Origin of the sequence: Actinocorallia populi (assembly GCF_002995495.1) — a bacterium.
GTDB classification, from domain to species: domain Bacteria; phylum Actinomycetota; class Actinomycetes; order Streptosporangiales; family Streptosporangiaceae; genus Actinocorallia; species Actinocorallia populi.
This window is the reverse complement of record NZ_PVZV01000010.1, coordinates 104,903-130,046: the sequence shown is the minus strand read 5'-3', so window position 1 is coordinate 130,046 and position 25,144 is coordinate 104,903. Positions and strand designations below refer to the sequence as shown.

The following is a 25,144-nucleotide window of genomic DNA, read 5'->3' as shown; positions in this document are numbered from 1 at the left end:
AGAGCGGGCAGGGAGGGGGGCCGCCCGTGCTCGCCGGGCGGCTCGTGGATCAGTGGACCTCGACGACGACGGCGCCGCCCTGGCCGCCGCCCGCGCACATCGTCGCCAGGCCGAGGCCGCCTCCCCGGCGGCGCAGCTCGTGGACGAGCGTGGTGACCATGCGGGCGCCGGACGCGGCGATCGGGTGGCCGAGGCTGCACCCGCTGCCGTGGACGTTCACCTTCGCCTCGTCGAGGCCGAGCACCTTGCACGCGGCGACGGGGACGGAGGCGAACGCCTCGTTGATCTCCCACAGGTCGATGTCGGCGGCGGTGAGACCCGCCTTGCCGAGCACCCTGGTCGCGGCGTCGATCGCGCCGACCCCGGTGTACTTCGGGTCGACGCCGACCGAGGCCCAGGCGCGGACGGTGGCCAGGGCGGTGATGCCCTCTTCGCGGGCGAGGTCGTCGGCCAGGACGGCCAGGGCGGCCGCGGCGTCGTTGCTGCCGCAGGCGTTGCCCGCGGTGATGGAGTAGCCCTCGATCTCGGGGCGCAGCGGCTTCAGGGCCGCCATCTTCTCGATCGTGGTGGTCGCGCGCGGGTGTTCGTCGGCGGCGAACTCCACGACGGAGCCGTCGGCGCGGGTCACCCTGATCGGGGCGATCTCGTCGTCGAACAGGCCGACGGCGGTCGCGGTCACCGCGCGCTGGTGCGAGCGCAGCGCCCAGGCGTCCATCTCCGCACGGGTGAGGCCGTACTTCTGCGCCACGTTCCAGCCGACGGTGAGGTCGGTGAAGTCGTTGGCGTCCTCGGTGTGCGGGAAGGTGGGGGGCGAGCGGCGCTCGGGCGGATGCGGCGGAGCCCAGGAGAGCGACGGGGACAACGAGGAGGAGTTGGCACCGCCCGCCACGACGGCGCGCTCGGAGCCCGCGCGGATGCCCGCGGCGGCCATGCCGAGGGCGGTGAGGCTGCTCGCGCAGTGCCGGTTCACCGCCACTCCCGGCACGTGCGTCATCCCCGCGGCGACCGCGGCGTGGCGGGCGAGGTCGCCCCCGCCGTAGAGGGTCTCGCCGAAGACGACGTCGTCGAACCGCTCGGGGGCCAGCCCCGAGCGGCGGACCGCCTCACGCAGGACGTGGACGGCCAGGTCCTCGGCGGGCGTCGCGGCGAGCGTGCCCTTCCTCGCGGTTCCGATGGGGGTGCGGACCGCACTGACGATCACGGCTTCGGGCACGGGGCCACCTCACTGGTGCTTGCGGGGGCAGAAGTCCGTCGCCGGGCGCGGCGCCGCCCGACGACGATTCGCACGATAACCTATATTTCTAAATCCGTAAATCTATCAAGGTCGAGACGGCCGCCGACCCGCGCCGCGGATGCGCGGGGAAAACGGGGTCTGTCGTACGGTGGAGGACACGGTTTCGGTCGCCGGCCGTGCGGGCGCCGCGCCGTTTCGAGGTCAACGGGAGACGATGTGTCCAGGCAGTCGACGGATGAGGAGCCCGCGGTTTCCCCGCGGCTGCGCCCGGCCACCAGCGTCGACGTCGCCCGGCTCGCCGGCGTCTCCCGCGCCACGGTCAGCCATGTGCTGAACAACCAGGTGGAGCGCTTCAGCGCCGAGACCGTCGCCCGCGTCCGCGACGCCGCGGACGCGCTCGGCTACGTCCGCTCGGCCGCGGGCCGCACCCTGGTGAAGGGCCGCAGCGACTTCGTCGTGCTGGTCGTGCCGCACACGACCCTCACCAACATCCAGGACGTCATCGAGACCCTCTCGGCCGAGATCGAGCGGCTCGGGCTCAACCCCGTCGTGCACTTCAGCGTGCCGCAGGCCATGAACGCCACCTCCAGACGGCTCCAGCACCTGGTGGAGACGCTGCGCCCGGCGGGCGTCATCGACCTGGGCGGCCTGTCCGCGCGTGACGTCGAGTTCCTCACCGAGAACGGGGTCTCCTCGCTCACCGAGCGGGAGCCGCCGCGCTTCAACGCCGTGATCGGCGATCTCCAGGCCGCGCACCTGCACGCCCGCGGCTACGACACGCTCGCCTACGCGTTCCTGTCCGACGCCCGTGACGACCCCTACGGCCGGATGCGCGCCGACGCCGTCACGGCCTACTGCGCGCGCCTGGGTCTGGCGGCCCCGCCGTACATGCGGGTCCCGATCGAGCGGGACGGCGCCCAGCGCGCCGTGGAGGAGCTGCTCGCGCGCACCGGCCGCCCGGTCGGCGTGGCCTGCTACAACGACCTCGTCGCGATCGCGCTCGTGCAGGCCGCCGGAGGGCTCGGTGTCGCGGTGCCCGGCGAGCTGGCGGCCATCGGGGTGGAACGCGCCCCCGTCGGCCAGGTGATGTCGCCGCGGCTGACCACCGTCGTCGCGGACGTCCCCGTGTCGCTCTCCCACATCCTGAACGCGCTCGCCGAGGACTTCGGGGGGGAGAGCCGCCGCCGGCCGACACCGGACGAGGCCTTCTCCATCGTCCAGGGCGAGACGACCTGATCCTTGGCGGTCCGTCGCCGCCGCGCCCCACCGGCCGCATCCGCCCGGACCTCCTCGTTGTGACCATTGACACGTGTCACCCGGGTTCATAAGGTGACACGTGTCAACGAACGAGCGGCACGCGGGAGCCCCCCACCTGCGAGCCGGTGCTGGCGAGGAGGCTGGCCGATGGCGCTGGACGATCGAGTGGATGTGGTGGTCGTCGGGTTCGGCATGGCGGGCGCCGCCGCGGCTCTGGCCGCGGCCGGCTCCGGAGCGAGCGTGCTCGTGCTCGACCAGAGCCCGCTGTCCTGGGGCGGCGCCGGATTCACCCGGGCCGCGCGGCACCGGGCGCTGCTCAGGGCGGGCCTGCGCGCCGCCGCCCGCGAGGCGGGGGCGAAGGTCGTTGCGCAGTGCCGCGCGCACGAGCTGATGACCGTCGGCGGACGGGTCTGCGGCGTCGGCTACGCCGAGCTGCCGCGGCGCGGGGCCGCCGCGGCGGGGGACCGGTGGCTGCGCCGGCTCGGGCGCCTGCTCCCCGCGCGGCCGGCCGCGGTCGTCGACCGGGTCGGCGAGGCGGTGTGGGATTCGGGTTTTCGCGTCGGCGAGGTGGAGGCCTCGGCCGTCATCCTGGCGATGGACTCCCGGCACTGGGAGTTCGTCGGCCCCGCGGCGTGGACGGCGGCACGGGAGCACCGCGCCCAGCCCGGGTCCGCGCGGCCCCGCTGGCCCGAGCGGCTGCCGGACGGGCCAACGCCGGAGCTGGCGGTCCGCGAGTGGTGCGCCTCCCGGGAGGCCGGTGAACCGGTCGCCTACCAGGCGGAGCTGCGGGTGGACGAAGGGACCGGCGCCGTGCTCGTCGGCGGGGCGGGGCCCGTCCCCGGGCTTTACGCGGCGCCGGGCCGCGCGCACGCCGGCGGCGTGCGCAGGTCGATGATGGCGGGGCTGCGCGCGGGAGACGCCGTGGTGAGCGCGCTCGCGGAGAGCCGCCAGGGGCGGCTGCGTGCCGTGGTCTGAGGTCTCAGCGGCCCTGGAAGCGGGGCGCCCGGTTCTCCCGGAAGGCGGCGATGCCCTCGTGCAGGTCGGAGGTGGTCATCGTGACGGGCTGGGCGAGCGCCTCCCACTGCAGTGCCGCCTCCAGACCCGCCGCGGACTGCTCCAGGCCCTGCTTGGTCAGCCGCAGCGCGATGGGCGCGGCCTCGGCGACGCGGGCGGCGACCTCCAGGGAGTGCGCGAGCGCGTCGTCGGCGACGCCGGTCACCAGGCCCCAGTCCAGCGCCTGGTCGGGGCCGACCTCGCGGCCGGTGTAGAGCATGTCGCGGGCCCGGGTGACGCCGATCGCCTCGGGCAGCAGCCAGGCGGAGGCCATGCCGCCGTGGGTGCCGCGGTAGACGAAGGGGGTGCTGAACCGCGCGGTGCGGCCGGCGAAGCGCAGGTCGCAGGCGAGGCTCAGGCAGACGCCCGCGCCGACGGTCGGCCCGTTCACCGCGGCGATCACCGGGAACGGCAGGGAGCGGGGGCGCAGCCAGCTCCGGTAGAAGGGCAGCATGCGGTCGCGCAGGCGGTCGATGGTGACGTCCTCGGCCGAGCCCTGGTCCAGCCAGGAGAGGTCGGCGCCCGAGCAGAAGGAGCTGCCGGCTCCGGTGACCACCAGGACCCGGGTCTCCCGGTCGGCGGAGACCGCGTCGACGGCCTGGTCCCAGGCCCGGGTCATCTCCTCGGTCATGGCGTTGCGCACGCCGGGCCGGTTCAGCGTCACCAGCCGCACGCCCGGACCGGGCTCGCTGAGCACGACCGCGTCGGTGGAGGTGGCCGCCATGAACAGATCCCTTCTGTCGTCAGGCCGCAAACGCTACAGCAGACCTGGAGGACGTCCGGGGACTACCAGGTGAGCAGGCCGGCCTGGGGGTCGGAGTCGCCCGAGGCGGCCGCGAGCCGGGGCCGCTGTTCGGCGCGCTCGGCGCGGCGGGTCTCGGCGGGGCTCTCGACCAGACGGGGGCCGGGGGAGAGCTGCCACAGCTCGTCGATCACCGTGCGCAGCACCTCGCGGCGCAGCGAGTAGAAGTAGTTGCGGCCCCGCTTGTGCACCTCGATCAGACCGGCCTGGGTCAGGATCTTGGTGTGGTAGGAGATCGTGGTCTTGGAGACGGGCAGCGTGTCCTCGAGGACGCTGCACGCGAACTCCTCCTCCTGCGCGATCTGCTGGACGATGCTCCACCGGATCGGGTCGCTCAGCGCCTTGAGCACCTCGGTCGTGGCGACGGCTTCACGCGGCATGACGGCCCTCCTTCCTGGCCATGGTTCGAGCGTTCGGCGAATATGAACCTATCTCAACGGAGAGCGTAGGACCTCTCCCCTGAGCGTGACTCCCCCCACAGAGATGATCTCCGCGTGGAAACGCTCACGTCCTGACAGATTCCGGGCCGGCGCGGCCGCCGTCAAGGGTGCCGCCTCCACGCCGGGCAAATACTTCGATACATTGACAAGTGTTGTCCTCTCGTGTTCAGTAAGGGACGTCCCAGCGGGTGCCCGGCCGCGCACGGCACCGCGCGGCCGGCCCGCCTCCCCGAACCCAGGAGAGGAGTCCTGATGGAGCTGGAGCTCTCGTCGGACCAGAAGCTCTTCCAGACCTCGGCCAGGAGGCTCCTCGAGAAGGAGTACCCCCTCGACCGCGTCCGCGGCATGAAGGACGACGAGCCCCGCTGGAGCCGCGCGTGGTGGCGGCAGGGAGCCGAGCTCGGCTGGGCGGCCGCGATCGTGCCCGAGGATCTCGGCGGCGGAAGCGTGTCCGGCGAGGGGGTGCGCGACCTCGCCCTCCTCGCCGAGGAGCTGGGCGCGGGCGTGGGTCCCGGCCCGCTCCTGCCGGTGAACGTCGTGCTGGCCGGGCTGGTCGAGTCGCACGGCACCGGGCCGGACCACGGGGCGGCGGTCGAGGCGCTCGCCGCGGGCGAGAGCGTCGCGACCTGGGCGGTGTACGAGCCGGGCGCCGGATGGGCGCCGCTGGCCCCCGCGCTCACCGCGACCCCCGACGGCGGGGGATGGGTCCTGGACGGGGTGAAGGACCGGGTCCAGGAGGCCGACCAGGCCGACCTCCTTCTGGTCACCGCCGCGACACCCGAGGGCGTGGCCCAGTTCCTCGTCCCCGCCGCGGCCGACGGCCTGACGATCTCCCCCCAGTGGTCCCTCGACCTGTCCCGCTCCTTCTCCGAGGCCCGCTTCGACGGCGTCCGGGTCGGCGCGGACGCGCTGGTGGGAGAGCCCGGCGCGGCCGGGGCCATCGAGCGGCAGGCGCAGATCGCCGCCGTCATCCAGTGCGCCGAGGTGTGCGCCGTGCTCGACCGCGCCTTCGACAGGACGGTCCAGTGGGGGTTCGACCGCTACTCCTTCGGCCGCCCGCTCGCCTCCTACCAGGCGCTCAAGCACCGGTTCGCCGACATGCGCACCTGGCTCGAGGCCTGCCACGCCACCACCCAGGCCGCGGCCGCGGCCGTCCAGGACCGCTCGCCCGACGCCCCGGAGCTGGTGAGCGTCGCCAAGACGTTCGTGGGGGAGAGATCTCTGGCGATCCTCCAGGACTGCGTCCAGATCCACGGCGGCATCGGCGTCACCTGGGAGCACGACCTCCACCTGTACCTGCGGCGCGCGACGCTCGACCAGGCCCTCTACGGGACCCCGGAGGACCACGCCCTCCACCTCGCCGACCTCGCCGCCTCCGACCTGTCGAAGGGCTGATCCGGATGACCGAGACCACGATGGAGGACGTCGAGTCCTTCCGCCTGCGCGCGCGGGCCTGGCTCGCCGACAACATGCCGCTCCTGGCGGACGCCGCCCCGCTGACCCCGGGCGAGGACGACGACCACGAGTGGGAGCGGGCCCGGGAGCTGCAGAAGCTCCTGTACGACGGGGGCTTCGCGGGGATCTGCTTCCCGCGCGAGTACGGCGGCCTCGGGCTGACCCTCGCCCACCAGAAGGCGTTCACCCAGGAGAGCCTCGACTACGAGATGCCGCTGCTGCTCAACAAGCCGACCTTCGCGATCTGCGCGCCGACCATCCTGGACGCGGGCAGCGAGGAGCAGAAGCGCGAGTACATCGGCGGCGCCATCCGCGGCGAGCGCGTCATCTGCCAGTTCCTGTCCGAGCCCAGCGGCGGATCCGACCTCGCCGGCCTCATCACCCGGGCGGACCGTGACGGCGACAACTGGGTGCTGAACGGCGCCAAGACGTGGAGCACCTCGGCCTACGCCGCCGACTACGGGCTGTGCCTCGCCCGGACCGACTGGGACGTGCCCAAGCACAAGGGCCTCACCATGTTCCTCGTGCCCACCAAGGCGCCCGGCATCACGATGAACCGCGTCCGCATGGTCAACGGTTCGATGGAGTTCTGCGAGGAGTTCTTCGACGACGTCGTTCTGCCCGCCTCCGCGGTCGTGGGCGAGGTGGGCGACGGCTGGACGGTGGCGTCCCGGCAGCTCTTCCACGAGCGCAACGCCATGGGCGGGGGCTCGCCCTACATCAGCGGCAGGAGCATCAGCCGGGGCATGGGCCACATCTCCCCGCTGGAGGCGGCGCTGGCGACCGGCCGGATGGACGACCCGAGGGCACGCGAGCTGGTGGGCCGCGGCCTCGCCTTCGGCAGGGTCCAGCAGCAGACGGCGGTGCGGGTGACCCGCGCGATCGCCTCCGGGGCCCTTCCGCCGATCGCGTCGTCGCTGCTGCGGCTGCTGCACGCGGAGTACGCGCAGACCGACCGCGACCTCACCCTGCGGATCGCGGGCGCGAGCGCCGGGTTCGGAACCGGCGCGGCCCAGGGCGCGACCGGCCGGGTCGGCGTCGACTACCTCATGCGCCAGAGCGGCAGCCTCGGCGGCGGCAGCACCGAGATGGCGCGCAACGTCATCAGCGAGCGGCTGCTCGGCATGCCCCGCGAGGCCGCGCTGGACCGCGACGTCCCGTTCAGCCAGGTCAAGCGCGGCCGCTGACCCCCCACTCTGGAGCACCGATGAATCTCGCCATCATCCTGGACATGGTCGCCGACGGCATGGGCGACCGCGTCCTCGTCGGCGACCCCGACACCGGCCTGACCGGCCGCGGCCTGCGTGAACGTGCGCGGGCCGGGGCGCAGCGGATCGCGGCCTCCGGCGCGCGCCGCCTGGTCTACCTGGGCCCGAACGGCCCGGCCTTCCCCGCGGCGCTGTTCGCCGCGGCGCTCGCGGGCGTGCCTTTCCTGCCGGTCAACTACCGGCTCGGCGCCGAGCAGCTCGCCGACGTGATGGGCCGCCAGGAGTCACCGCTGGTCGTCACCGACACGCCCGAGCGGGTGCCGGGCGCCGAGACGGTCGGCGTCGCGGAGTTCCTCGCGCTGCCCGCCGCGACGTCCGTGTTCGACGCGGCCCTGATGACCGACCCCGTGTCGGTGGCGGTGCTGCTCATGACCAGCGGCACCACCGCCGCGCCCAAGAGCGCGGTGCTGCGGCACGAGAACCTCACCGCCTACCTCTTCGGCTCGGTGGAGTTCGCCTCGGTGCCCGAGGGCGACGCGACGCTCGTCAGCGTGCCGCCCTACCACATCGCCGCCGTCGCGAACGTGCTGTCGAACCTCTACAGCGGGCGCCGCATCGTCTACCTCGAGCGGTTCACCCCAGCCGGCTGGCTGGAGACCGTCGAGGGCCAGAGGGTCACCCACGCCATGGTCGTGCCGACGATGCTGGCCCGCATCGTCGCCGAGCTGCGCTCCCGCGACGCCCGGGGCCCGGCGTGCCTGCGCTCCCTGTCCTACGGCGGTGCGAAGATCGCCGCGGAGGTGGTGGAGGAGGCGCTGGCGCGCTTCCCCGGGACCGGGTTCGTCAACGCCTACGGGCTCACCGAGACCGCGTCGTCGATCGCGGTCCTGGGGCCCGACGACCACCGCGCCGCCGTCTGCGCGGACGACCCGGAGGTGCGGGCCCGGCTCGGGTCGGTCGGCCGCGCGCTGCCGTCGGTCGAGATCGAGGTGCAGGACGACGACGGCGCTCCGTGCGCGCCGGGCGTCGTCGGCGACATCGTGGTGCGCGGCCCGCAGGTGGCCGGGGAGTACCTGGAGGCCGGCAGCAAGGTCCGCCCGGACGGCTGGTTCCCCACCCGCGACCGCGGCTACCTCGACGCCGAGGGCTACCTGTTCGTCCGGGGCCGCGCCGACGACACCATCATCCGGGGCGGCGAGAACATCGCGCCCGCCGAGATCGAGGACGTGCTGTGCGGCCACCCGGCCGTGCAGGAAGCCGTGGTCGCGGGCGTTCCGGACCTGGAGTGGGGCCAGCAGATCGGCGCGTTCGTCATCGTACGGCCCGGCGCGTCGGTGGAGGCCGACGAGCTGCGCGCCTGGGTGCGCGAGCGACTGCGCGGCTCCAAGACACCGCGGTACGTGGAGTTCGTCGAGGAGTTCCCGGTGAACCCGACGGGCAAGGTGCTGCGCCGCGACCTCGTGGCCCTGGTGCGCGCGGACGCACCGGGAGACGCGGTCTCCGCGTGATCCGCAACGGAACCGGGGCCGCCGCGCCCCGGCCGTTCTCCGGTGTCCCCACGGGACGCCGCCATCTCCCGGGCACGTCCCGTGGTCTTAGGAGGATGCGATGAATCTGGAAGGCGCGTCGGCGCTGGTCGTCGGCGGAGCCGGCGGTTTCGGCGAGGCGACGGTGCGGCGGCTGGTCCAGGCGGGTGCGGCGGTTCTCGTCGCCGACCTGTCCGAGGACAAGGGCAGGGCGCTGGAGGCCGAGCTGGGAGACGGGGTGCGCTTCCTGGCGACCGACGTCACCAGCGAGGAGTCGGTGGCCGCCGCCGTCGCCGCGGCGCAGGAGCTCGGCACGCTGCGGGTCGCCGTCGTCGTGCACGGCGGTCCGGCGGCCGGGCGGCGGATGGTGAACCGGAACGGGGAGTTCTACCCGCTGGAGACGTTCAAGCGCACCACCGACATCTTCCTCGGCGGCACCTACAACGTGCTCGCCCAGGCGGCCGCGGCGATGACGAGGAACGAGCCGCTGGAGTCGGGGCAGCGGGGCGTGGTCATCATGACCGCCTCGATCGCGGGCTTCGAGTCCCAGGTCGGGCAGACCGACTACGCGGCGGCCAAGGGCGGCGTGATCAGCCTGACCCTCGCGGCGGCCCGCGACCTCGCGCCGACCGGCGTGCGCGTGATGACGATCGCGCCCGGCACCTTCTTCACCCCGGCGTTCCGCATGAAGGAGGAGGACGCCCAGGCCAAGTGGGGGCCCGGCGTCCCCAACCCCAAGCGCATGGGCCATGTCGACGAGTACGCGCGGCTCGCCCTGCACATCGTCGACAACGACTACCTGAACGGCGAGGTGATCCGCGTCGACGGCGCGGTCCGCTTCAACGTGTAGGCCGGCGGTCCGCAGGCCGCCCGCCGGGGTCGCGACACCCGCTCGGGGCATCCGCACGGATGCCCCGAGCGGGTGTCCGTGCTTTCGGGGCGCCAACAGTTCGACTCCCTTCGAAACATTCTTCAAACTTGCCGGGATGAGGCCTTGCTCACTAAATAGTTCGATGGATATGGTTCTATCGAACCGATGGAGGGGTTCGAGCGGCCCGCCGACGGGCCCCGCCCTCCCGCAGTCGCCGTCCGGCCTCCCGCCGGACGTGAGCAGAACCGAGGTCTCCTTCCAGTGTTCCTACCGATGCAGGGCGTCCGGGTCGTCGAGGTCGCCCAGTTCACCTTCGTACCGTCCGCGGGGGCGGTCCTGGCGGACTGGGGCGCCGACGTCATCAAGATCGAGCACGCCGAGAGGGGAGACGCGCAGCGCGGCCTGATCAAGGTGTACGGCCGTGCGACCGCGTCGGACGACACGACCTTCGCCCCGATCATGGACGGCCCCAACCGCGGCAAGCGCAGCCTGGGCCTGTCCCTGGAGAAGCCCGAGGCCGTCCCGATCCTGCACGAGCTGATCCGCGGCGCCGACGTCTTCCTGACCAACTTCCTGCCGGGCGCCCGCAAACGGCTCGGCATCGACCTGGACGACGTGCGCGCGATCAACCCCGAGATCATCTACGCCTCCGGCACGAGCTTCGCGCACAGCGGCCCCGAGGCCGACAGCGGCGGCTACGACGGCACCGCCTTCTGGGCGCGCGGCGGCAGCGCCGACAGCATCACGCCCCCCGGCGAGGACCACATCATCCAGCAGCCGGTCGGCGCGTTCGGCGACAACATCGGCGGCATGACGATCGCCGGAGGCATCGCCGCCGCGCTGCTCGCCCGCTCCCGCGGCCTGGGCGCCCCGTCCGTGGACATCTCCCTGCTGGGCGTCGCCGCCTGGGCCAACCAGCTCAACGTCAACATGGCGCTCATGGCCGGCGGCCCGCTGCCCAAGCACGACCCGCGCGCCGGCACCCGCACCAACCCGCTGTCGAACATGTACCGCACCTCCGACGACCGCTGGCTGTCCCTCGTCATGCTCCAGCCGGGCCGCTACTGGCCGGAGTTCACCGAGCGCATCGGCCGCCCCGAGCTGGCCGCCGACCCGCGCTTCGACTCCGCCGCGAACCTCATGGCCAACGCGGCCGAGGCGATCGCGATCCTCCAGGAGGAGATCGGGCGGCGCACCAAGGACGAGTGGGTCAAGGCCTTCGACGGCATGGAAGGCCAGTGGGCCGTCGCCCAGACCACCTACGAGGTCGGCCACGACCCGGCGCTGCGCGCCATCGGCCAGATCGCCGAGGTCACCGACGCCGAGGGCAACGCCCGCAGGCTCGTCGCCAACCCCGTGCAGTTCGACCGCACCCCGGCCGAGCTGAGGCGCGGGCCGCTGTTCGCCGAGCACACCGACGACATCCTTCGCGAACTGGGCCTGTCCGACGAGGAGCTGCTCAACCTCAAGATCGCGGGTGCGATCACATGAGCGCGGTGACGAAGGTCGGCTTCATCGGACTGGGCAGCCAGGGCGCCCCCATGGCCCGCCGGATCATCGAGGCGGGCATCCCCACCACCCTGTGGGCGCGCCGCGCCGAGACCCTGGAGTCCTTCGCGGGCACCGGCGCCCGCTTCGCGGCCTCGCCCGCCGAGGTCGGCGCGGCCAGCGACCTGGCCTGCGTCTGCGTGGTGGACGACGCGGGCGTCGAGGAGGTGGTGTCCGGCCCGAACGGCCTGCTGGAGGGCATGCGCCTGGGCTCGGTCATCGCGGTGCACAGCACCGTGCACCCCGACACCTGCGCCAGGCTCGCCGAGCGCGCCGCCGAGCGCGGCGTCGGCCTGGTGGACGCGCCGGTCAGCGGAGGCGGACCCGCGGCCGAAGCGGGCACCCTCCTGGTGATGGCCGGCGGATCCCCGGAGGACGTGGAGCGCTGCGCCCCGGTCTTCCGGACCTACGGCGACCCCGTCGTGCACCTCGGTCCGCTCGGCGCGGGCCAGCGGGCCAAACTCATCAACAACCTGCTGCTGGCGGCCAACCTCGGCGTCGCCGAAGGCGCGTTCGCGCTCGCCCGCGCGTTCGGCGTCGACCCGGAGCAGCTCTCGGTCGTCCTGGAACGCGGCTCCGGATCGAGCTTCGCCACCGGGATGATGGGCCGCTCCGCGCGCTTCACGCTCGAGCCCATGGGAGCGAAGGCCGGGCCGCTGCTCCAGAAGGACGCGCGGATCGCCGGCGAGCTCGCCGACTCCCTGGGCGTCAAGGTCTCCTCGGTCTTCGAGGCCGCCGACGCCGCCCTGGAGTCGATGGGGTGCGCCCGATGAGCGCGCCGCTGCGGCTCGGTTTCGTCGGCGCGGGCCGGATGGGCGGCCAGATGGTCCGCCGCCTGCTCGCCGCCGGGCACGAGGTGACCGTCCTGGAGGCCTCCGAGGCCGCCCGGAGGGAGTTCGCCGAGGCCGGCGCGCGCACCACCGCCGAGGTCGCCGACCTCGCCGACGCGCAGATCGTCGGAGTGTGCGTGCACACCGACGCCCAGGTGCAGGCGGTCTGCTTCGACGGCGGCCTCCTGGACACCATGGCCGAAGGGTCGGCGCTGGTCGTGCACACCACGTGCAGTCCGCGGACCGTGGAGATGCTGGGCGACCACGCCGCCGGGCGCGGCGTCGCGGTGGTCGACGCCGCGATCAGCGGCGGGCCGCACGACATCGCCGCGGGTCGGCTCACGCTCTTCGCGGGGGGCGAGGCCGCGCACGTCGAGCAGGTCAGGCCCTTCCTCGCCGCGTACGGCGACCCGATCCTGCACCTGGGCGGCCGCGGCGACGGGCAGCGGATCAAGCTGCTCAACAACGCGGTCTTCGCCGCCAACATCGGTGTCGTCGGGCAGGCCGTCGCGGTGGCCGCACGGCTCGGAGTGTCCGAGACGGCCCTGCTCCAGGCGCTGGAGAACGGCAGCGGAGCCAGCCGCGCCCTCACCGGAATCGCCTCGCGCGGCTCCGTCGCGGCCTTCGCCACCAGCGTCGCGGAGTTCCTCGGCAAGGACCTCACGGTCGTCCGCGAGACGACCGCCGACCTCGGCGCGGACCTCGGCGCGCTCACCGCGGCCCACGACGTCCTCGCCGGCCTGCTCTGGCCGGAGTCCGAAGCCGCGGTGACCGACGCCTGACCCGGCCCCTCCGAGCCGCCGCACCCCGCGGCGCCCCACCCACCCCGACACGATCGGAGACCGCAGTGACAACCCTCGGCGAGCGCATGCTCATCGACGGCGAACTGGTCGCCGCCGGCAGCGGCCGGACCTTCGACAACATCAACCCCGCGACCGAAGAAGTGATCGGCGCGGCCCCGGAGGCCGGCGCCGCCGACGTCGAACGCGCCATCGGGGCGGCACGCCGCGCCTTCGACTCCACCGACTGGTCCACGAACACCGAGCTGCGCCGGCACTGCCTCGTCCAGCTCCGCGACGCCCTGCGCGAGAACGTCGAGGCGCTGCGGGCCGGGCTCATCGCCGAGACCGGCACCCCGGTCCGGCTGACCGCCGGGGTCGCGCTGGAAGCGGCGATCGGCTACCTCGACCACTACATCGGCCTGCTGGAGACCTACTCCTTCGAACGCCGCCTGCCGGTCAAGGAGATCGGCGGCGCGCCCGTCGAGCGCGTCATCCGGCGCGAGGCCGCCGGGGTCATCGCCGCGATCACCCCGTGGAACTACCCCTTCTACCTGAACATCGCCAAGGTCGGCGCGGCCCTGGCCGCCGGATGCACCGTCGTCCTGAAACCCGCCCCGGACTCCCCGTGGAGCGCCCTGGCCCTCGGCGAGATCGCCGCGGAGCACACCGACCTGCCCGCGGGCGTGCTCAACGTCGTCACCACCGGCGACAACGGGGTCGCCGCGCTGCTCACCTCCCACCCAGACGTCGACGGGGTCACCCTCACCGGCTCCACCCTCACCGGCCGCAAGGTGATGGGCGCCGCCTCCGAGACCCTCAAGCGCGTCACGCTGGAGCTGGGCGGCAAGTCCGCCGCGGTGCTGCTGGACGACTGCGACTTCATGGCCACCATCCCCATGCTGGCCGGGGCCGTCTGCGCCCACGCCGGCCAGGGCTGCACCCAGCTCACCCGGATGCTCGTCCCCCGCGCCCGCCTGGAGGAGGCGCTCGCCTACGCCAAGGGCACCATGGAGCGCATCCCCTGGGGCGACCCGACCGACCCGGACACCCTCATGGGCCCGGTCATCAACGCCCGCCAGCGCGACAACATCCTGCGCCACTACGAGACCGCCGCCCGAGACGGCAGGATCGTCCTCGGCGGCAGGCCCACCGACCGGTTCGAGCGCGGCTACTTCGTCGAGCCCACGCTCGTCACCGACGTGGACCCCCGGGCCGCGATCGCCCAGGAGGAGATCTTCGGACCCGCCCTCGTCGTCCTGCCCTACGACGACGACGAGGACGCCGTCCGGATCGCGGACGGCACCCCCTACGGCCTCTCGGCGGGCGTCTACGGCGCCGACGTGGAGCGGGCCATGGCGATGGCGCGGCGCTTTCGGACCGGGACCGTGAGCGTCGCCGGAGCCGCCTGGTTCGACGTGGAGTCCCCCTTCGGCGGCTACAAGCAGAGCGGCCTCGGCCGCGAATGGGGCACCGAGGGCCTGGAGGACTTCCTCGAGGTCAAGACCATCGCCTTCCCCGCCGGCGCCGTCTGACGCCGGTCTCCCACCCCCACCGAAAGAAAGAAGGACCATCATGGGCCGAGTAGAGGGCAAGGTCGCCTTCATCACCGGCGCCGCGCGCGGCCAGGGCCGCAGCCACGCGGTGCGGCTGGCCGAAGAGGGCGCCGACATCATCGCGGTCGACATCTGCCGCGACGTGCCGACCAACGGCTACCCCCTGGCCACCTCCGAGGACCTGAAGGAGACCGTCCGCCTCGTCGAGCGGCACGGCCGGCGCATCGTGGCGGTCGAGGCCGACGTGCGCGAGCGGGCGCAGCTGTCGGCCGCGCTGGCCGAGGGCGTCGCCACGCTCGGCGGCCTCGACGTCGTCGTCGCCCAGGCCGGCATCATGCCGTCGCGGGGCGAGCCGCCGATGCAGGCCTGGACCGACGTCGTCGACACCAACCTGATCGGCGTCATCAACGCCGTCCACGCCTCGATCCCGCACCTCACCGAGGGCGGTTCGATCATCGCGACCGGCTCGGCCGCGGCGTTCATGGTCGGCATGCAGGTCGCCCAGCCCGGCGCCAACCCGGGCGGCGCCGGCTACACCTACGCCAAGCGGGCCCTGTCGGAGTTCGTCCACGAGCTGGCGCGCAACCTCGCGCCCCGGATGATCCGCGCCAACGCCGTGCACCCGACGAACTGCAACACCGACATGCTCAACAACGAGTCGATGTACAAGTCGTTCCGGCCCGACCTGGAGAACCCCACCCGCGAGGACGCCCTCCCGGCCTTCCCGGCGCAGCAGGCCATGCCCATCCCGTTCATCGAGCCGGAGGACATGAGCAACGCGGTCCTCTACCTCGCCTCCGACGAGGCGCGGTACGTCACCGGCGTCCAGCTGAGGATCGACGCCGGCTCCTACCTGAAGTTCCACGACTTCCACCTCTGATCCCGAGCAGGAGGCTCACCGTGAAGGTTCGCGTCGACTCCGAGCTGTGCCAGGGCCACACCCTGTGCGCCATGAACGCCCCCGACCTCTTCGCCCTGCGCGACGAGGACGGCCACGCCTACGCCCTTTTGGAAGAGGTCCCCGCGGACAAGGAGGGCCAGGCCAGGGAGGCCGCACGGTCCTGCCCCGAACAGGCCATCGTCCTGTTCTGAGACCCACCGATCGACCTCGGGGTTGGAGAAGCAGTGAGCACTGAGGAAACGACGTCCGCGGACGCGGAGCGCAAGAAGCACACCATCAGCCTGGACCGGCACACGTCGCGGTACCGGATCGAGTTCGAGGAGCTCGCCAAGGAGTTCCACGGCAAGTGTCCGGTCGCCTGGAACGACACCCACGGCGGCTACTGGTTCGCCAGCGGCAACAAGGAGCTGTTCGACATCGCACGCCGCGCGGACGTGCTGTCGAACGACCACGACGTCAAAGGCATCAGGAAGGGCTACCAAGGGATCAGCATCCCCTCCGTCGTGGTGCCGGGAGTGCCTCGGAGGCGGGGCGGCTTCCTGGAGATGGACCCGCCGGAGCAGCGGTACTACCGCCAGGCCCTCAACCCGTACCTGTCCCCGGCGGCGGTCGCGCGGTGGAGGCCGGTCCTGGAGGAGGTCACCCGCGCGTGCATCGACGAGGTGATCGAGAGCGGCCGGATCGACTTCGTCGACGACCTGGCCAACATCGTGCCGGCGGTCTTCACCCTGGCGATGCTCGGCCTGCCGATCAAGGACTGGACCGTCTACTGCGAGCCGACGCACGCCGCCGTCTACACCTCGCCGGACGACCCGGGATACGCCCGCATGCGCGAGCTCCAGGCCGTCATGGGGCAGCACCTGATGGGGAACGTGTTCGCCGTGCGGGAGAATCCGCGGCCCGGCCTCATCAACGAGCTGCTCAACCTGGAGATCAACGGAGAGCGGCCCGACGACGGGGAGATCTTCGGCGTCATCGGGCTGATCATCGGCGGCGGCTTCGACACCAGCACCGCCCTGACCGCGCACTCACTGGAATGGCTGTCGGAGCACCCCGGCGAGCGCGACCGGCTGAGCCGGGAGCGCGAGACGCTGCTCGACAGCGCCACCGAGGAGTTCCTCCGGTACTTCACCCCGGCGCAGGGCGACGGCCGCACGATCTCCCAGGACTGCGTGATCAACGGCACGGAGTTCAAGGAGGGCGAGCGGCTCTGGTTGTCGTGGGCGATGGCCAACCGGGACGAGAAGGTCTTCGAGGACCCGCACAACGTCCACCTCGACCGCAAGGGCAACCGGCATGCCAGCTTCGGTCTCGGCATCCACCGGTGCATCGGGTCGAACGTGGCGCGCGCGGTCTTCAAGATCATGCTCACTGCGGTGCTGGACCGGATGCCGGACTTCGTGTGCGACCCGGAGGGAGCGGAGCACTACGACACCACCGGTGTCATCAACGGCATGAAGCACCTGCCGGCGACCTTCACCCCCGGCAGGCGCCTCGGCCCCGGGCTGGAGGAGACGCTCGAGCGGATGCAGCGCCTCTGCGACGAGCAGGGTCTCGCCGAGCCGGTCACGGTGCGCGCCACCGCGGCGAAGCTCGACGGCTGAACCGCGAACGTGCGGTCTTTGTAGTTCCTTAGACGAAGGGGAGTGTGCGGTGGCCTACGTGGTGGCCGAGCCTTGTGTGGACGTCCTCGACAGATCGTGCGTGGACGCCTGTCCGGTCGACTGCATCTACCCGGGCACGCGGATGGCCTACATCCAGCCCGACGAATGCGTCGACTGCGGTGCGTGCGAGCAGGTGTGCCCCGTGGGGGCCATCTACTACGAGGAGGACGTCCCCGAGGAGTGGGACGGCTTCACGCGGATCAACGCGGACGTCTTCACCGAGGTGGGGGCGCCCGGCGGCGCGTCGGGCCTGGACGGCGGCGTGCTGCCGGACCACGAGCACGTCGTGCGGCTGCCCGTGCGGGAGGCCGGCCGATGAGCGCGCAGGGACGGCCGCTCCCCTTCGTCACCCCCTGGACCGAGTTCTACTGGCGCTCCGGAGCCGACGGCCGGCTCCGCCTGCAGGAGTGCCGGGAGTGCTCGGCCCTCATCCACCCGCCGAAGCCGGTGTGCCCGTCCTGCCGGGGCTCCGAGACGGGTATCCGGGAGGTCTCGGGCCGCGGGATCCTCTTCGGGTTCACCGTCAGCCACCGGTTCCAGCTCCCGGGGGTCCCCTCGCCGGTGATCGTCGCCCAGGTCGCGGTCGAAGAGGATCCCCGGGTCAAACTCACCACGCGCCTGGTGGACTGCGCCGAGGAGGACCTCGACCTCGGCATGCGGATGGAGGTGGTCTTCGAGCAGGTCGAGGACGTCTGGCTGCCGCTGTTCCGCCCGGCGGGCGAGCAGCCCGAACGGCCGGACCCGCTGCCGGAGGACGAGGTGCCCGCCGAGCGGGTGCGCGACCTGGTGCGTCCGCCGGTCCGGGTCGGCCGGAGGTTCGAGGACGACGCCGTCCTGTCCGGCATCGGGCGGTCGGCGATCGGGCGGCGGCTCATGGCGGACCCCCTCGCCCTGGCCGTCGAGGCGTGCCGGGCCGCGGTGGCCGACGCGGGCCTGGAGCTGGACGACATCGACGGACTGTCCACCTACCCGGGGGGCGGTCTCGAACACGGCATGGGGGAGGGCGGCGTCACGGCGCTGGAGGCCGCGCTGCGCATCCGCCCGACCTGGTACAACGGCGGAGGCGAGACGTTCGGGCCCGGAGGCTCGGTGATCGCCGCGATGCAGGCGGTCTCCGCGGGCCTGGCCCGGCACGTGCTGTGCTTCCGGACCGTGTGGCAGTCGACCTTCGACACCCTGCGGCAGCAGGGAGCCCTCAAGTCGGGCGGCGGGCGCGTCGTCACCGGGGGCATGGGCTGGGGCGCGCCCTTCGGGGCGACCTCCGCCGCGCACACCCTGGCCCAGTCGGCGCAGCGCCACTTCCGCCGTTACGGCACCACCCGCGAGACGCTCGGCTGGATCGCGCTGAACCAGCGGGCGAACGCGGCGCTGAACCCGTCCGCGATCTACCGCGACCCGATGACGATGGACGACTACCTGGGCGCCCGCCCGATCACCACGCCGTTCGGCCTCTACGACTGCGACGTGCCCTGCGACGGCTCCATCGCGGTCGTGGTCTCCGCCGCGGACACGGCCGGCGACCTGCGGGTGCGCCCGGTCCGGGTCGAGGCGGTCGGCACCCAGATCATCGAGCGGCTGGAGTGGGACCAGAGCACCTCGACGCACGAGCCCCAGGTCCTGGGCTCGGCGGCGCACCTGTGGACCCGGACGGACCTGCGTCCCGCCGACGTGGACGTGGCCGAACTGTACGACGGTTTCACCTTCAACTGCCTGTCGTGGATCGAGGCCCTGGGCTTCTGCGGCATCGGTGAGGCCAAGGACTTCCTGGACGGCGGAAAGAACATCGCCCGCGACGGCGTCCTGCCGCTGAACACCCACGGCGGGCAGCTCTCCCACGGCCGCACCCACGGCATGGGCCTCCTGTACGAGGCGATCGAGCAGCTGCGCGGCGACGCGGGGGAGCGGCAGGTGGCGGGCGCGCGGGTGGCCGCGGTGAGCAGCGGCGGCCTCACGCCGAGCGGAGTGATGCTGCTGAGGACGGACTCGTGAGCGGCCGGGATTCCCTCGTCCGGAACTCTCAGGGATCATTGACGCTATGACGGATGTAGAAATGTCGATCGGAGGGCGCGTGCGGACCGGAGAGACCCTGTTCATCGACGGGAAGTGGCTGGCGGCCGACGACGGGCGGGTCTTCGAGGTCACCGACCCCGCCACCGGCCGGGTGATCGGCACCGCCGCGGACGCGGGGGCGGCCGAGACCGACCGCGCGATCGCCGCGGCGGCAGGGGCCTTCGCCTCCTGGAGCCGGGAGACCGCCTACCGGCGCGCCGAGGTGCTGTGGAAGGCCCACGCGCTGATGTCCGAGCGCGCCGAGGAACTGGCGGCGCTGATGACCCTGGAGCAGGGCAAGCCGCTGAAGGCGGCCCGCAACGAGGTCCGCTACGCCCTCGGTTTCCTGTCATGGTTCGCCGAGGAGGCCAAGCGCGTCTACGGGAGCTCGATCCCGTCCGCCAGAGCCGACCAGCGCCTCACCGTGCTGCGCCAGCCCGTCGGGGTGGTCGCCGCGATCACCCCGTGGAACTACCCGGTCTCGATGATCACGCGGAAGGTCGGCCCCGCGCTGGCCGCCGGCTGCACCGTCGTGCTGAAGCCCGCGGAGCAGACGCCGCTGTGCGCCGTCGCGGTGTTCGAGATCCTCGCCGAGGCCGGGCTGCCCGCCGGAGCCGTCAACCTGGTGACCACCGGCACTCCCGAAGCGGTCGGCGACCGGCTGCTCGACGCGCCCGAGGTGCGCAAGCTGACGTTCACCGGCTCCACTGAGGTCGGCAAGCTGCTGGCCGCGCGCGCCGCGGCGACGATGAAGCGGGTGTCGATGGAGCTCGGCGGGCACGCGCCGATGCTGGTGTTCCCCGACGCCGACCCGGTGCACGCCGCCAAGGGCGCCGCGCTGGTGAAGTTCCTCAACACCGGGCAGGCCTGCATCAGCCCGAACCGCATCTTCGTCCACCGCTCCGTTCTCGAGCCGTTCACGGCCGAGCTCGTCGCGCGGGTCGGCAGGCTCGTCGCCGGACCGGGGGACCGCCCCGGCGTGGCGGTCGGCCCGCTCGTGGACGACGCCGCGGTCGCCAAGGTGTCCGCGCAGGTCGAGGACGCCGTCGCCAAGGGCGCGCGGCTGCTCGCCGGAGGCCGCCGCCTCACCGGGGACGGCCTGGACTCCGGGCGCTTCTACGCGCCCACCGTTCTCGCCGACGTGGACGAGTCGATGCGGATCTACCGGGAGGAGACCTTCGGCCCGGTGGCGGCGGTCATCGCCTTCGACGACGAGGACGAGGCGATCCGGCGCGCCAACGACACCGGCTACGGACTGGCCTCCTACGTCTACACCAACGACCTCGGCCGGGCCCAGCGCGTCTCGGAGGCGCTGCGGTTCGGCATCGTCGGTGTCAACGACATCGACCCGACCGGAGCCGCCGCCCCGTTCGGCGGCGTGGGCGACAGCGGCCTCGGCCGCGAGGGCGGCGCCCAGGGCATCGACGAGTACCTCGACGTGAAGCTCGTCGGCACCGTCACCCGCTGAACCCCCTGTAACGAGTAAGGAGCACCTGATGAAGCTGCGCGCGGGACAAACCCTCCGGAGCACCGTGGACGCGACCGCGCTGGTCGTCGTCCGCGCCCCCCAAGACGACCTCGCCGTCACCTGCGGCGGCCTCGAGATGGCCGAGGAGCAGGTGGCCGAGAAGGTCCCGGCGCAGACCGAGGCGGGCGCGGGCGTCCTGCTGGGCAAGCGCTACACCGTCGAAGGCGTCGACGTGGAGCTGCTGTGCGTGCAGGGCGGCGAGTACGCCGTCGCCGTCGACGGCACCGATGTCGAGCAGAAGTCCGCCAAGCCGCTACCGGCCTCGGACTGACGATGACGGAGAAGTTCGAGCCCGGACACGTGGTCGTCGTCGGGGCGGGCCTGGGCGGTGTCAGGACGATCGAGCGGCTGCGCGCGGAGGGGTACTCCGGGCGGATCACGCTGGTCGGAGCCGAGCCGCACCCGCCCTACGACCGGCCGCCCCTGTCCAAGCAGATCCTCAAGGGCCAGTGGGAGCCCGAGCGCGCCGTGTTGCGCGACGGCCCGGCACTGGCCGAACTGGACGTCGCGGTGCGGCTGGGCGCGCGGGCCGTCGCGCTGCGCGGCACGACCGTCGAGCTGGCCGGCGGCGGCTCCGTCAGCGGGGACGCCGTGGTCATCGCGACCGGCGTCGTCGCGCGGAAACTGCCCGGCCAGCCCGACGGCGTGTACACGCTGCGGACCCTCGACGACGCGCTCGCGCTGCGCGGCGTGCTCGACTCGGCGCGTTCGCTCCTCGTCGTCGGAGCCGGGTTCATCGGCGCCGAGGTCGCCTGCGCCGCCGCCGAACGCGGTGTCGCGGTGACCGCCCTGGAAGCGGGCGCGGTGCCGTGCGAACGCGCGCTCGGCGCGAAGGCGGGAGCCCTCGCGGCACGCCTGTTCACCGAGGCGGGCGTGGAGCTGGTCTGCGGTGCCGCGCTGTCGCGGTTCGCCGACGCGCGCACGGTGGAGCTGTCCGACGGGTCCCGGCGCACGGCCGACGCCGTCCTGGTGAGCGTCGGAGCCACCCCCGACCTGACCTGGCTGGAGGACGCCGGGCTGAACACCGGTGACGGCCTCGCCTGCGACGCGCGGGGCAGGGCCGTGGGCGCCGAACGGGTCTGGGCCGTGGGCGACGCGGCGGCCTGGTGGGACGCGTCCCGCGGAGCCCACCGCCGCGACGAGCACTGGACCGCCGTGATCGAGCAGGCGGCGACCGTCGCCCGCGACATCGTCGGCGCGGACACGCCCGCCGCCCCGCCCGCCTACGTGTGGTCCGACCAGTTCGGCATGAAGGTGCAGACGGTCGGCCGGACGGGAGAGGCTGACGAGGTGCTCACCCTGCACGGCGAAGGGCTCGACGGCGGCCCGGTGAAGGGCACGGTCGTCGGCTACTTCACCGGCGGCGCGCTGACCGGCGTCGCCTCCTTCGGCGCGCCCGCCCTGTTCGTCCGCTATCGCGCGCTGGTCGCCTCCGGCGCGGACCGCGCTTCGGTGCTCGCACAGGCCGGAAAGTGAGAGATCGATGATCGAGATCGACATCGCGGCCGCCGTGCTGCGGTTCTCCCTGGGCATCACGATGATCGCCCACGGCTGGAACCACGCCTTCGGCGGCGGAAAGCTTCCCGGCACCGCCCGCTGGTTCGAGTCCATCGGCATCCGGCCCGGCCGCCTCCACGCCCTGCTGGCCACGCTCACCGAACTGGGCGCGGGCGTCCTGCTCCTGGCCGGCCTGCTCAATGCCCTGGCCGCGGCGGCCGTCGTGGGGACCATGGTGGTGGCGCTCGTCGCCAACCACCTGAAGAACGGCTTCTTCATCTTCCGCCCCGGCGAGGGCTACGAGTACGTCCTCATGATCATCCTGGCCGCGTGCGCCCTCGCCGCCCTCGGTCCCGGCCGCTGGTCGGCCGACCACCCGGCGGGCATCACCCTGGACGGCCTGCCCGGCCTCGGCGTCGCCCTGCTCGGCGGCGTGGGCGGCCTTCTCCTCCTGGCCGTCTTCTGGCGGCCGAAGCGCGAGGCGAAGGAGAACGCCTGACCTCACCGGAGGACCTGTGCCCCGGCCCGGAGAACGGGCTGGGGCACAGGCGGTTCGCAAGGAGGCCGCGCCCGCCGCGGTCGCGTTTCACCCGGCGGGCGTGAACACCGGGTGCAGGCGGCGGGTGTGGTCGAGCCGCCGCACGGGGCCGGTGAGCGTCACCGCGGCGGTCAGTCGCGGGTCGGTGCAGGAGGCGCTCAACCGCAGCTCCAGCTCGCCCGGCTCGACCCGGCGCGTGCCGTCGCGGCCGGTGAAGGACGCCAGGTCGGCGGGCACCGTGACGGCGACGCGACGGGCCTGGCCCGCCGCGAGCGGCAGCCGGTGGTAGCCGATCAGCCGCTGCACCGGCTGCACCACCGACGCCACGGGGTCGTGCAGGTAGAGCTGGACGACCTCGGCCCCGTCCCGGCCGCCGGTGTTGCGGACGGTGAACTCCAGCCGGAACTCCCCGTCCGTGCCGGTCTCGCCCTGGACGACGGCCAGGTCCGACCATTCGAAGTTCGTGTAGGACAGCCCGTGCCCGAATCCGAAAGCGGGCGTCGGGTCCGTGTTCGACACGTCGGTGGCATGCCCGAGCCGCGCCGCCAGGTACGTCGACGGCTGGACGTTCGGCCGCCGCGGCACGCTCACCGGCAGTCGCCCGGACGGGTTGACGCGCCCGCTCAGCACTCCCGCGATCGCCCCGGTGCCCTCCTCGCCGGGGAAGAACGACTGGACGATCGCCGCCGACTCGCCGACCGCCCGGCCGAGCGTGTAGGGCCGCCCCGCCAGCAGGACGACCACGACAGGCGTCCCGGTGTCCAGCAGGGCGTCCAGCAGTTCCTGCTGCACCCCGGGAAGGACGAGCGACTCCGCGTCGCACCCTTCGCCGCTGGTGCCGCGCCCGAACAGCCCGGCCCGGTCGCCGAGCGCCAGGACCACCACGTCGGCGTCCCGGGCGGTGGCGAGCGCGTCGGCGAAACCCTCCATCTCGGGCCCGTCCACGGAGCAGCCGGGGGAGTGGACCAGCTCGCTCCCCGGGAACTCCGCGGCGAGCGCTTCCCGCAGGGTCGGCAGCCCGATGCCCACCGGGATCTCCGGGTGGTGGACCCCCACATGCCGGGGGAACGAGTAGCACCCCAGCACGGCCGTGGATTCGTCGGCGTTCGGCCCGATCAGGGCGATCCGCCGGGGCTTCGAGAGCGGCAGCACACCGTCGTTGCGCAGCAGCACCACGGCCCGCTCCGCGAGCTCCCGCGCGAGCGCCCGGTTCTCCGGGCCGTCGAGTTCGACCGTTCCACGCAGCGATTCCGGATCGTCCAGGTCGGCTCCGGCGAGCACCGGCGGAACGGGATCCCAGTCCGGGTCCAGCAGCCCCAGCTCGGCCTTCTGGGTGAGGACGCGCAGCGCGGCCCGGTCGATCAGCTCCTCCGGGACGCGCCCGGCGGCCACCTCCTCCAGCAGCGGCCCGCCGAAGGTCTTCACCGTGGGCAGCTCGACGTCGACGCCCGCCGCCAGCGCGGCACCCGCCGCCTCGCCCCAGCTCCCGGCGATCCCGTGCAGCGTCCTGAGGAACGCGATGCCGAAGTAGTCCGAGACGACGGTGCCGGAGAACCCCCAGGTGTCGCGCAGCAGCCCGGTGAGCAGCTCCGCGTCGGCCGCGGACGGCACCCCGTCGAGGTCGGTGTAGGAGTGCATGACCGATCGGACGCCGCTCTCGCGGACGGCCATCTCGAACGGCGGCAGGATCACGTCCGCCAGCTCGCGCGCTCCCATGCCGACGGGCGCGAGGTTGCGGCCGGCCCGCGACGCCGAATATCCCGCGAGGTGCTTCAGCGTGGCGACGACCCCGGCGTCCTCCAGTCCCCGCACGTACGCGGTGCCGACGGTCCCCACGAGGTAGGGGTCCTCGCCGACGGTCTCCTCCACCCGCCCCCAGCGCCCGTCGCGGGTGACGTCCAGGACCGGGGCGAGCCCCTGGTGGACGCCGACCGAGCGCAGGTCGCGGCCGATCCGCCCGGCCATCCGCCGCACCAGATCCGGGTCGAACGAGGCTCCCCACGACAGCGGCACCGGGTAGGCGGTGGCCCGCCAGGCCGCGAACCCGGCGAGGCACTCCTCGTGCGCCATGGCGGGGACGCCGAACCGGCCGGCCGCCGTGATCCGGCGCTGGGTGCGCAGCAGGGACAGCGCGCCGAGCGCCGGGTCGACGGGCGCGGTCCCGAACGGGCGGGTCAGCTGCCCGAGCCCGTCCGGGAGCAGCTCCGCCAGGTCGGGGGGCTCCTCCATCTCGTGCTGGTAGGGGGCCACCTCGCCGCCCTCGTCGGACGCCCCGACCCAGACGCCGAACAGCTGGGCGACCTTCTCGGGGAGGGTGAGCTCGGCGAGCAGCGCGGCGGCGCGCTCGCTCGGGGGCAGCGCGGTGTCCCGCCAGACGGGGACGGCCACTTCGGTTTCCATACGTGGGT

At 73.2% G+C, this 25,144-nt stretch carries 23 protein-coding genes; 19 read left to right on the top strand and 4 right to left on the bottom strand.

The genetic code is table 11. The features are described 5' to 3' along the window. Window positions 1-49 precede the first annotated feature (49 nt). Window positions 50-1,213: a thiolase family protein gene (locus C2865_RS33485; RefSeq protein WP_106402654.1), complete on the bottom strand. Its 1,164-nt coding sequence runs from the start codon at window positions 1,211-1,213 to the stop codon at window positions 50-52. Window positions 1,214-1,450: 237 nt separating this feature from the next. Between C2865_RS33485 and C2865_RS39705 the strand changes: the two genes are divergently transcribed. Further along, window positions 1,451-2,470 (top strand): LacI family DNA-binding transcriptional regulator, encoded by a 1,020-nt coding sequence (locus C2865_RS39705; protein ID WP_198653784.1) that lies wholly within the window; start codon window positions 1,451-1,453, stop codon window positions 2,468-2,470. 168 nt (window positions 2,471-2,638) lie between these two features. Beyond that, window positions 2,639-3,466, top strand: coding sequence for an FAD-binding protein (locus C2865_RS33470; RefSeq protein ID WP_106402653.1), 828 nt, complete (start codon window positions 2,639-2,641; stop codon window positions 3,464-3,466). 4 nt (window positions 3,467-3,470) lie between these two features. On the opposite strand, the gene C2865_RS33465 is transcribed toward C2865_RS33470, so the two are convergent. Together C2865_RS33465 and C2865_RS33460 are read right to left on the bottom strand one after the other, a co-directional pair. Further along, complete coding sequence (locus tag C2865_RS33465) at window positions 3,471-4,268, bottom strand: enoyl-CoA hydratase/isomerase family protein (protein WP_106402652.1); 798 nt, start codon at window positions 4,266-4,268, stop codon at window positions 3,471-3,473. A gap of 62 nt (window positions 4,269-4,330) precedes the next feature. Continuing rightward, a complete protein-coding gene (locus C2865_RS33460) occupies window positions 4,331-4,726 on the bottom strand; it encodes an ArsR/SmtB family transcription factor (protein ID WP_106402651.1) in 396 nt (131 codons plus the stop codon). A gap of 312 nt (window positions 4,727-5,038) precedes the next feature. Between C2865_RS33460 and C2865_RS33455 the strand changes: the two genes are divergently transcribed. The 17 genes from C2865_RS33455 to C2865_RS33375 all read left to right on the top strand — a co-directional run bounded on the left by C2865_RS33455 (window position 5,039) and on the right by C2865_RS33375 (window position 22,697). Continuing rightward, window positions 5,039-6,181 carry an acyl-CoA dehydrogenase family protein gene (locus tag C2865_RS33455; protein ID WP_106402650.1) on the top strand — a complete coding sequence of 381 codons (1,143 nt, stop codon included), beginning with the start codon at window positions 5,039-5,041 and terminating at the stop codon, window positions 6,179-6,181. Window positions 6,182-6,186: 5 nt separating this feature from the next. After that, on the top strand, window positions 6,187-7,428 hold the full coding sequence (locus tag C2865_RS33450; protein ID WP_106402649.1) for an acyl-CoA dehydrogenase family protein: 1,242 nt from the start codon (window positions 6,187-6,189) through the stop codon (window positions 7,426-7,428). A 20-nt stretch (window positions 7,429-7,448) separates the two neighbouring features. After that, entirely contained in the window at window positions 7,449-8,957 is a 1,509-nt protein-coding gene (locus C2865_RS33445) for a class I adenylate-forming enzyme family protein (protein ID WP_106402648.1), read from the top strand. Between the two features lie 100 nt (window positions 8,958-9,057). Beyond that, window positions 9,058-9,825: an SDR family NAD(P)-dependent oxidoreductase gene (locus C2865_RS33440; protein WP_106402647.1), complete on the top strand. Its 768-nt coding sequence runs from the start codon at window positions 9,058-9,060 to the stop codon at window positions 9,823-9,825. Between the two features lie 282 nt (window positions 9,826-10,107). Then, complete coding sequence (locus C2865_RS33435) at window positions 10,108-11,337, top strand: CaiB/BaiF CoA transferase family protein (protein WP_198653783.1); 1,230 nt, start codon at window positions 10,108-10,110, stop codon at window positions 11,335-11,337. Next, window positions 11,334-12,167, top strand: coding sequence for an NAD(P)-dependent oxidoreductase (locus tag C2865_RS33430; protein ID WP_106402645.1), 834 nt, complete (start codon window positions 11,334-11,336; stop codon window positions 12,165-12,167). Before C2865_RS33435 ends, C2865_RS33430 begins: the two co-directional genes overlap by 4 nt. Beyond that, entirely contained in the window at window positions 12,164-13,006 is an 843-nt protein-coding gene (locus C2865_RS33425; RefSeq protein WP_198653782.1) for an NAD(P)-dependent oxidoreductase, read from the top strand. The genes C2865_RS33430 and C2865_RS33425 overlap by 4 nt, the downstream gene beginning before the upstream one ends. A 65-nt stretch (window positions 13,007-13,071) precedes the next feature. Continuing rightward, the gene (locus C2865_RS33420; protein ID WP_232835938.1) at window positions 13,072-14,538 is read left to right on the top strand and encodes an aldehyde dehydrogenase family protein; all 1,467 of its coding nucleotides are present in this window, start codon (window positions 13,072-13,074) and stop codon (window positions 14,536-14,538) included. 40 nt (window positions 14,539-14,578) lie between these two features. After that, entirely contained in the window at window positions 14,579-15,439 is an 861-nt protein-coding gene (locus tag C2865_RS33415) for a mycofactocin-coupled SDR family oxidoreductase (protein WP_106402643.1), read from the top strand. A 20-nt stretch (window positions 15,440-15,459) separates the two neighbouring features. Beyond that, window positions 15,460-15,651: a ferredoxin gene (locus C2865_RS33410; RefSeq protein WP_106402642.1), complete on the top strand. Its 192-nt coding sequence runs from the start codon at window positions 15,460-15,462 to the stop codon at window positions 15,649-15,651. 33 nt (window positions 15,652-15,684) lie between these two features. Then, complete coding sequence (locus tag C2865_RS33405; protein WP_106402641.1) at window positions 15,685-17,064, top strand: cytochrome P450; 1,380 nt, start codon at window positions 15,685-15,687, stop codon at window positions 17,062-17,064. A gap of 49 nt (window positions 17,065-17,113) precedes the next feature. After that, on the top strand, window positions 17,114-17,443 hold the full coding sequence (fdxA, locus tag C2865_RS33400) for a ferredoxin (RefSeq protein ID WP_106402640.1): 330 nt from the start codon (window positions 17,114-17,116) through the stop codon (window positions 17,441-17,443). Beyond that, window positions 17,440-19,113 (top strand): thiolase C-terminal domain-containing protein, encoded by a 1,674-nt coding sequence (locus tag C2865_RS33395; protein ID WP_106402639.1) that lies wholly within the window; start codon window positions 17,440-17,442, stop codon window positions 19,111-19,113. The genes fdxA and C2865_RS33395 overlap by 4 nt, the downstream gene beginning before the upstream one ends. Window positions 19,114-19,159: 46 nt before the next feature. Beyond that, window positions 19,160-20,641, top strand: coding sequence for an NAD-dependent succinate-semialdehyde dehydrogenase (locus C2865_RS33390; RefSeq protein ID WP_198653781.1), 1,482 nt, complete (start codon window positions 19,160-19,162; stop codon window positions 20,639-20,641). 28 nt (window positions 20,642-20,669) lie between these two features. Next, window positions 20,670-20,972 (top strand): hypothetical protein, encoded by a 303-nt coding sequence (locus tag C2865_RS33385; RefSeq protein ID WP_106402637.1) that lies wholly within the window; start codon window positions 20,670-20,672, stop codon window positions 20,970-20,972. Between the two features lie 2 nt (window positions 20,973-20,974). Beyond that, entirely contained in the window at window positions 20,975-22,177 is a 1,203-nt protein-coding gene (locus C2865_RS33380; protein WP_106402636.1) for an NAD(P)/FAD-dependent oxidoreductase, read from the top strand. A 7-nt stretch (window positions 22,178-22,184) separates the two neighbouring features. Then, window positions 22,185-22,697, top strand: coding sequence for a DoxX family protein (locus C2865_RS33375; protein ID WP_106402635.1), 513 nt, complete (start codon window positions 22,185-22,187; stop codon window positions 22,695-22,697). A gap of 87 nt (window positions 22,698-22,784) precedes the next feature. Here the strand turns inward: C2865_RS33375 and C2865_RS33370 are convergent, their stop codons facing one another. Further along, window positions 22,785-25,136 (bottom strand): beta-xylosidase/alpha-l-arabinosidase, encoded by a 2,352-nt coding sequence (locus C2865_RS33370; RefSeq protein WP_106402634.1) that lies wholly within the window; start codon window positions 25,134-25,136, stop codon window positions 22,785-22,787. Window positions 25,137-25,144: the final 8 nt, after the last annotated feature.